Source organism: Bacillus sp. AFS001701 (genome assembly GCF_002559405.1).
Lineage (GTDB): Bacteria > Bacillota > Bacilli > Bacillales > Bacillaceae_G > Gottfriedia.
The window spans coordinates 1-8,611 of the sequence record NZ_NTZO01000386.1; the positions used below are offsets into that span (position 1 = coordinate 1).

Sequence of the window (8,611 nt, forward strand, 5' to 3'; positions counted from 1 at the left end):
TCTGCAAAAGATCTTGTTAACGGTGCCATTGCGATACGTGAGCGTAAATTCCAAGCTCCGATTTTTATCGGTTCAAACAATTTACTTTCTAAACCTTTTTTTAAATTTCCCCAATTATTTGTTTCTTTGCTAATTTGACCCATATATTTTCCTCCGTTCATTTCAATTATTCGGTATTTCTATAAATACTGTGCAAAGTCAACTACCATTGTTTTTCAATTTGTTTTTTTGCTAAGCGGAATTTTACAATACTTTTCAACTAATTTAGTTTTATTGCTTGTTATCAATTTTATCGAATCCAAAATTCATTTAATAGTATCTTTTCTGTTTGTGGCATTGTAATCCCTATATGCCAACATCCCAATCCAGCTAAATCAAATTCTTTTACTAGATGGAATTTTGCAAGTAAACTTCGAGGATCCTCAAACCATACCTCATGCTGTGTACCATTTTTATCAATATAACGAAATGCTGGTGCCGAAGCCTCCCTATCATAGTAGACTTGACTTTCATATTTCTTATACATTTTCATCGCATTTTGTGTGGAATATGCACTCCCTTTTCGGATATGACCTGTAATTGGCCAATCGTATGCATATTGAGGAATACCAAGTAATATTTTTGATCTTGGGACAACAGATACAGCGTATTTTAAAGTTTTTTTTACATTTTCTATTGGAGCTATTGGACCTGAAGTACTGCTTGACCAATGCCAGTTATACGCCATTAAAAACATCCTATCAACATATTTTCCAATTGTTTTATAATCATAAGCATTATAGTATCTAGGAATATTATCATCTTCTTTAGGAGGCATTGCTATTAATAATTCCATTTTTGAACGATGCAGCTTAAATGACAATTCTTTAATAAATTGATTTATGTATGCTCGATCTTTTGGTTTAACCATTTCTAAATCTATATTGATTCCTTTATAGTCATTTCTATCCAATAATGTATAGATATTTGTAATTAGTTTTTTACGTAAAGTTTTATTACTGATTAGACTATGTATTAAATTTGGATCATAACCTTTTTCGCTAATATTAGTTAATGTCGCATAAGGTTTAATACCTTTTATCCAAGCTTGTTTAATCGCACCATTTTCTTTTACTCTAATCAAATTTCCTTGTTTAGTTGGATGATATTCAAATATAAAAATACTGGTTAAAGTTCTTTTATAATGGCTCAACATCCAATAATTCGATATTTTATTCTTTGGTATAAAATAAGTCCCTGTCCATATTTTCTTTTTTGAAATAGACGGAATCAACAACTTTTGTCCTGGTATTACATAGTCACTTGTAAGCTTATTTTTGGTTTTCAATTGTTTAACACTTATCGAATTTCGGTAGGCAATATCCCATAAAGTTTCATCCGCTCTTACAAAATATGTTTCCCCAGGCATTATCAATGCTTGACCAATAACAAGTTTATCATTTTTTTCTAGTCCATTTAAGTTGGCAAAGTTTTTTACATTTAGTTTGTACTGTGCGGAAATTTTATTTAAACTATCTCCTGGTTTAACCTCATATATAACTAATGCCAAAGTTTGTATGGATGGAGATAAAAACAAAAATAATAAAGTAAACAGGATAATTAAGAACTTATTAAGCATGAATACCTCCTTATACATTCCGAAGTATAGAATTTTTTATTAATTTAACTTCACCTAATATATCATTTGCTTAATTTGAAAATTTTACTTAATACTATTTGACCAGTTACAGTAGATTATTGACAGTAGCTAAATTCGCTTATTTTCGGATCTCGGATGTCTCGTTTTTTCGCAGGAGTCTCGCTGGTCTAATTTTCAAACTCCACTTTTATATAAATTTTTAATAATTAATTTTATTGAGTGTTATTTTGAGTATAGTTGGAGTATGAATTATCTATACTATCGATATGAATATGGTACTTATAATTATTAGATGAGGTGATTTTGAATGGTCGTATTATTTACGTCGAAAGCTACTACTTCTGGTGGTCGTGAAGGAAGTGTTAAATCAGATGATGGTTTAATAGATTTACAATTAACAACGCCCAATACAAATACTAACAAAGTTGGCTCTAATCCTGAACAACTATTTGCAGCTGGATATTCAGCATGTTTTGATGGTGCATTAAACTTTATCGCTAAGAAAAATAAGCAAAAAATTGAATCATCAATTACAGCGGAAGTTAGTTTATTAAAAGATGATACAGAAAGTCCTTTTTCTCTAGCAGTTACGTTAAATGCACAAATTAAAGGTGTTCCTCAAGATGTTGCAGTAGAGCTTGTGAAAGAAGCGCATGGTTTTTGTCCTTATTCGAAAGCATTAAAGGGCAATGTTGATGTTAAGTTGAAAGTTTTAGTTATCGAATAGTTATCAGTAATAAAGATCTATTCTAAAAGCTTGTAGCATGACTAAAAAATTTATTTACTTACATTTCCGTGAAAAAATTCCTTATTATTATTTGTCAGGAAAATAAAAGAGCTAATCGAACACTTGTCGAATAGCTCTTTTATATTTATCGATTTGCATTTTTAACCCATTCTGCCACAGTAACGGTGCGTTTTGCTTGATGTTTTACAGTTGCTTGTACAGCATAAAAGTCCTCAACCATTTTACCATTCTGGTCAACAGTAACACTGGTTCCATATGGGTTTCCACCAGCTCCAAAGATAACTGGATCAGTATAGCCAGGGGTCACAACGATAGCTCCCCAATGATGCATTGTTGTATATAACGATAATATGGTTGCCTCTTGACCACCGTGAGGGTTTTGAGCAGAAGTCATTGCACTTACAACTTTATTTACAAGTTTTCCATTAAACCATAATCCACCTGTTGTATCTAAGAACTGCTTCATTTGAGATGGCATGTTTCCGAATCGCGTCGGGACACTGAAAATGATTGCGTCTGCCCAGTCTAAATCTTTTAGGTCAACCGTTGGAATACATACTGCGACTTCTTCGGAAAATTGCTTCCAAGCAGGATTTGAATCAATTACTGATTGTGGAGCCAATTCTTCAACTTTTAAGATCTTGACCTCTGCACCAGCTTCTTTTGCCCCTTCTAAAGCCCATTGAGACAACTGATAATTTGTTCCTGTTGAACTATAACAGATAATTGCAAGATTTACTTTTGACATCGTCTTTCTCCTTAAAAAAGAAACTAAATTTTTATACAAAAATTTCCTAATGATTATTCTGTCCGTGTAATTTTTACTAATACATTTAAATTCAACATGCTTAACAAAAAAAATAATCAAAGTTTTTATTATTTAGCTTTTTTAAATCTGCTAACCCTTGTGCATTTTCTTCCAACTCTATTCTTTCTCTATTCAATTAATCTCGTAAGCTCGAATTCATTCTATTATTTAAAATTTTAATAGTGAATTCTGATTTTCTATACCCACTTTTTCAATATTAAAAAGTTTTTTGAATAAATCGATATCCACATTAGAATCCTTAGAAATAGCCAAATCTTTCATAACCTTTATAGGATCTCTTAAGAATTGATTTACAATACTACTCAAATGTTTATTTATTACTTTCAAGTCATGCTCCGATAAATTTGGAAGTTTATTCTTAATACTTTCTTGTGTTTCTAGTTGAATAGACGATGCCTTTTTGTTTAGTGCTGAAATAACTGGAACAATATCCAATAAATTGGCCCAGTTTTTATATTCAATGAGTTCCCCTTCAATCATGTCCATAATTTTTTGAGAAGCTTTTTTTCTTTCCATTAAATTCGAATTAACAATAACTCGAAGATCATCAATGTTATATAAAAAAATGTTTTCTATTTCAGCTATTTTAGGGTCAATATTACGCGGTACAGTTATGTCAATGAAATATATAGGCTTCACTTTTCGAAACTTGCTATCCTTCATAACCATTTCTGGTGTAATCAGGTATTCTTCTGAAGAAGTCGAGCATATTATTAAGTCCGATTCCATCATTGTATTCAGCAGTTCATGAAACGGCTTAACTTCAACAGAGTAACGATTTGCTAGTATTCTTGCATTTTCAAATGATCGATTAATAACTGTAACTCTGTTTGCTCCATTTCCTTGGAGATTTTTACAGGCAAGCTCTGCCATTTGCCCCGCCCCAAGAATTAATATCGATGTATTATTTAGAGTCTTAAAAATCTTCTTTGCTAATTCAATTGCGGCATAACTAACGGATACTGCTTTAGACCCAATTTCTGTATCAGTATGTGCTCGTTTTCCAAGTGTAACTGCTTTTTTAAATGAATGATTAAATACAGTACCAGTTGTCTTTTCTCTTTGAGCTAACAAAAAACTAGTACGAACTTGTCCTAAAATCTGGGTTTCACCTAAGATTAATGAGTCTAAACCGCATGTTACTTTAAATAAATGTTCGATGGCTAAACTTTGTTCATAAAAGAACAAATAAGAAATGAGTTCTTTTTTTTCAATGTTAAACCATTCTGCAATAAAATCTGTCACTTCATTTTTCCCTATATTAGACTCACTAACAACTGCGTATATTTCAGTGCGGTTACAAGTTGATAAAATGACATTTTCAATGATACTTGACTTTTGTTGTAATGATTTCATTGCAATTGCGGATTCCGATGGATTAAACGTAAATTTTTCTCTAATTTCAACAGGAGCTGTTCTATAGTTTAAACCAACAACTAAAATATGCATTTTTATCCCCTTTTTTTTCCTTTCTTTAATTGCTATGTGGTTATCAATTGAATATTAAATAATTAAAGAAGAGCGATCATATCTTGATCCGCTCTTCCGTTAATAATTATTGATTTGCTTTTTTCACCCATTCAGCCACTGTAACTGTACGTTTTGCCTGATGTTTAACAGCAGCTTCTACATCCTCAATCATTTTTCCATCTTGACCAACAGTAACACTAGTTCCATATGGATTACCGCCTGCTCCAAATGTTACAGGATCAGTGTATCCAGGAGCAGCGACAATTGCACCCCAATGATACATTGTTGTATATAGTGATAGAATTGTTGCTTCTTGACCTCCATGTGGGTTTTGAGCTGATGTCATTGCACTAACAACTTTATTAACAAGTTTTCCATTGAACCATAGCCCTCCGGTTGTATCCAAAAACTGTTTCATTTGTGCAGGCATATTACCAAATCGTGTAGGAACACTAAAAATAATTGCATCTGCCCATTCTAAATCATTTAGTGTTACTTCTGTGACTTCTTTAGTTGACTCAATAAATGCTTTCCAATTTTCATTTAAATCAATAACAGATTGTGGAGCAAGTTCTGAGACTTTTAATACTCTTACTTCAGCCCCAGCTTCTTTCGCTCCTTCTTCAGCCCATTTTGAAAGCTGATAATTTGTTCCACCCATACTGTAGTAAATCACTGCTAATTTTACATTCGTCATTTTTTTATTCTCCTTATCAGATGCATTTCCAAATAATTTGGATAAGAAACCCATATATACCACCTATTATGCCTTTCTTTTATTTTTTACATTATTTATTTGAAGTAATATTCTGATACCAGTTTGCCGCAGACTCGGCTTCTTGCATGGTTAGTTGATGACCTTGATTCTCCCAATGAAGTTCTACATTCGCATTAGCCTTTTCTAATAAAGATTTTAATTCAGCCGATTCCATTGGAGAGCAAATTGGATCATTTGTACCAGCAGCAATAAATACTGTTTTACCAGATAAGTCTGGAAGTTCAATTCCTTTTCTCGGTACCATAGGATGATGAAGAATTGCACCTTTTAATGCATTTTGATAGTGAAATAATAAACTTGCAGCTATATTCGCTCCATTTGAGTATCCTAATGCAATAATATTATTTCGGTCGAAACCATACTTTTTTGCTGCATCATCAAGAAATTCATTTAATTCTTTTGTTCGGAAAATAAGGTCTTCTTCATCAAAAACCCCTTCAGCTAATCTTTTAAAAAATCTTGGCATTCCATTTTCCAATATATTTCCACGAACGCTTAATACTGAAGCTTCATCGTCAATTATTCCTGCAAGAGGTATAAGGTCTAATTCATTACCCCCAGTACCATGAAGTAACAATAATGTTGGTTTTGTTGGATTATGACCTTTATTGAATATATGTTTCATTGTTTTTCTCCCTCCAGAGCACGAACCACTAGGTGTGGTAAGGTTTCTTCTATTTCTTCTCTTTTTGACTTTAACCAAGATGGCAGCATAAGTTTTTTCCAAGTTCGTCTTTAGGTTCATCTATCTTAAATCCTGGTGGATCTAATGCAATTTGAAAGAGGATGCCCCCTTCTTCATGAAAATAGATTGCTTTGAAATAATTTCGATCTAGAACTTCTGTTGGATTATAACCGTTTTCTTTAAGCAACTTTCTCCAGCTAAGAAGAACCCTTTTATCCTTTGCTCTCCATGCTATATGGTGAACAGTTCCTTCTCTCATTAATCATTCATCATCCCGTCTTTTGCAACTTAGTCTCTCCATTTCATAAAAGGGATAGATTTTAAAAGGAATTGAATTATTAAGGTCTTTTGATTTCAAACATTTTCACCGATTGTTGTGTAATTATTCCCAGACAATGAAGCTGGTTCGATTGAAAGCAAAGAAATCAATCCAGCTTCAAATAATCAGTCAAGTTCTCTTACTTGTATTGGTAGCAAAATTTGTTCAATTTTTGCTCTATGAGGTTCATACTGTGATGGTAACTTCAACTGTTCACCCATTGTTTCTTGTGATTCATCATGAGCAAATCCTGGAGGATCTGTCGCAATTTCGAATAGAATTTCTCCATGTTCTTTAAAGTAAATGGCATTAAAATAATTTCTGTCTTGAACTGGAGTGACACCATATCCATTGGCAGATACGTACTTTTGCCAATCCAATTGATCTTTGTCATCACTAGCTCGCCATGCAATGTGGTGTACTGTTCCAACACCCATTTGACCACGTCTACTAGGAGTTAATTTTACTTCGATAATATTTCCAATATCCGCAGTAGAACGATATCGAGCAAAATCTCCCTCTCTACCGACTAATTCAAGTCCCATTACATTTTCTAACAATTTAGCTGTTTTGTTAGGCTGGGTCGAAAATAAAGTTGCTCCACCAAATCCTTTGATAGCAACCTCAGGTGTTACTTCACCGAATGTCCAAGTATTAATTTCACCTTCTTCTCTTTCAACAATTTCCATGTGAAGTCCGTGTGGATCATCGAATAGTAAATATTGTTCTCCAAAGCGATTCATGATCGTAAAAGGAACATTGAATTTTTCTAGTCTATTTTTCCAAAATTCCATAGCCCCTTTTGGAACAACATATGAAGTAACTCCTACTTGACCGTCACCAATGATTCCTTTATGAGCTCTTGCCCAAGGGAAGAACGTAATAATTGTTCCTGGTTTTCCACCTTCATTACCAAAATAAAGGTGATAAGTACCTGGATCATCAAAATTGACTGTTTGCTTAACCATACGCAACCCTAAAATTCCTGCATAAAAATCCACATTTTCCTGAGGATCTCCAACAATTGCTGTGATATGATGAATACCCATTGTTTTCTTACTCATTTTTCAACTCTCCTTTTAAATTAAAGATTTAGTTATTTAAAGAAACTTGATAATTTTATTTTGTGCTTAGTCGATTAATAAAAATCTAGTTAAAATATTTCGTGTTTTAAGAATTATTAATTCGAGATATTTTAGAATAAAAATGTATCTAAAGCATATTTACCAGGACCGGTTAAAACTACACTAATAGCAACTACTAGTAAAGTTAAGTTATATTCATATCCATTTGATGTTGCCCATATTCCGTTCGGCCCATGAACCTTAATAATCGCCATTCCCATAGTTCCAGCAATCAAAATTCCTGCTACAGGGGTTAAAAGTCCTAAAGCAAACAATATTCCACCAATAAATTCTGCTAAACCCGCGATTAGAGCCATTGTTACTCCTGGTTTCATGCCAATAGATTCAAACCATCCACCAGTTCCTTTCAATCCATATCCACCGAACCAACTAAATAATTTTTGAGCACCATGCCCGATGAACAATATACCAATCACCAAGCGAATCATTAATAAACCAATATTTATCATTTTAAATCCTCCTAAAATATATATATCTTGAAATCGAGATAAAATAGTAAAAAAATTTTAAGTTTAAACTTTATTTCTTACTTTTTTCAAAAGCTTCACAAAAGTATCAGTCTCGTTAAAATCTAATGAATCAAACATATTATTTATGAAATCATTGTATTTCGGCATAATTTCGTTCATCAATTCATTACCTTCATCTGTTAATATCACATGTATTACTCGGCGATCATCTGGACATGGAATTCTGCATAATAAATCTCTTTGTTCAAGCTTATCTATAACATAAGTCATCGAACCACTTGAGACCAATATTGAATTTCCGATTTGTTGAATTGTTTGTTTTTCTTTTTGATATAGTACTTCTAAAACAGAAAACTCAGTTATGCTTAAATTGTATTTTGCCATTTCGTCCTTTATTCGGTCATGAATTGCTTTAGAAGTTTGCATTAATAGTAGAAAAGGTAGATGTTTGCATTTTTTCTCCAATAATTTCACCTCCTAAAATTTATTTCAACTTAAAACATCTTGAATACGAGATAATATTAATAC

Annotated in this window: 10 protein-coding genes; 1 reads left to right on the top strand and 9 read right to left on the bottom strand. The window is 32.6% G+C overall.

What is annotated here, in order from left to right; genetic code table 11:
- Positions 1-289: 289 nt before the first annotated feature.
- On the bottom strand, positions 290-1,618 hold the full coding sequence (locus tag CN514_RS19765) for a glycosyl hydrolase family 18 protein (protein ID WP_098234056.1): 1,329 nt from the start codon (positions 1,616-1,618) through the stop codon (positions 290-292).
- Positions 1,619-1,946: 328 nt separating this feature from the next.
- Here CN514_RS19765 and CN514_RS19770 point away from each other — a divergent pair, with 328 nt between their 5' ends.
- The gene (locus CN514_RS19770; protein WP_098234057.1) at positions 1,947-2,366 is read left to right on the top strand and encodes an organic hydroperoxide resistance protein; all 420 of its coding nucleotides are present in this window, start codon (positions 1,947-1,949) and stop codon (positions 2,364-2,366) included.
- A gap of 145 nt (positions 2,367-2,511) precedes the next feature.
- Here the strand turns inward: CN514_RS19770 and wrbA (CN514_RS19775) are convergent, their stop codons facing one another.
- The 8 genes from wrbA (CN514_RS19775) to CN514_RS19810 all read right to left on the bottom strand — a co-directional run bounded on the left by wrbA (CN514_RS19775) (position 2,512) and on the right by CN514_RS19810 (position 8,557).
- A complete protein-coding gene (gene wrbA / locus CN514_RS19775) occupies positions 2,512-3,135 on the bottom strand; it encodes an NAD(P)H:quinone oxidoreductase (RefSeq protein WP_098234058.1) in 624 nt (207 codons plus the stop codon).
- Between the two features lie 228 nt (positions 3,136-3,363).
- The gene (hemA, locus tag CN514_RS19780) at positions 3,364-4,665 is read right to left on the bottom strand and encodes a glutamyl-tRNA reductase (protein WP_098234059.1); all 1,302 of its coding nucleotides are present in this window, start codon (positions 4,663-4,665) and stop codon (positions 3,364-3,366) included.
- A gap of 106 nt (positions 4,666-4,771) precedes the next feature.
- On the bottom strand, positions 4,772-5,383 hold the full coding sequence (wrbA, locus tag CN514_RS19785) for an NAD(P)H:quinone oxidoreductase (RefSeq protein ID WP_286141773.1): 612 nt from the start codon (positions 5,381-5,383) through the stop codon (positions 4,772-4,774).
- Positions 5,384-5,474: 91 nt separating this feature from the next.
- A complete protein-coding gene (locus CN514_RS19790; RefSeq protein WP_098234061.1) occupies positions 5,475-6,089 on the bottom strand; it encodes an alpha/beta hydrolase in 615 nt (204 codons plus the stop codon).
- A gap of 70 nt (positions 6,090-6,159) precedes the next feature.
- Positions 6,160-6,408, bottom strand: coding sequence for a VOC family protein (locus CN514_RS19795; protein ID WP_286141774.1), 249 nt, complete (start codon positions 6,406-6,408; stop codon positions 6,160-6,162).
- 185 nt (positions 6,409-6,593) lie between these two features.
- Positions 6,594-7,532, bottom strand: coding sequence for a ring-cleaving dioxygenase (locus CN514_RS19800; RefSeq protein WP_098234062.1), 939 nt, complete (start codon positions 7,530-7,532; stop codon positions 6,594-6,596).
- 131 nt (positions 7,533-7,663) lie between these two features.
- Positions 7,664-8,062, bottom strand: coding sequence for a DoxX family protein (locus tag CN514_RS19805; protein ID WP_098234063.1), 399 nt, complete (start codon positions 8,060-8,062; stop codon positions 7,664-7,666).
- 63 nt (positions 8,063-8,125) lie between these two features.
- Positions 8,126-8,557, bottom strand: coding sequence for a MarR family winged helix-turn-helix transcriptional regulator (locus tag CN514_RS19810; protein WP_353652086.1), 432 nt, complete (start codon positions 8,555-8,557; stop codon positions 8,126-8,128).
- Between the last annotated feature and the right edge of the window lie 54 nt (positions 8,558-8,611).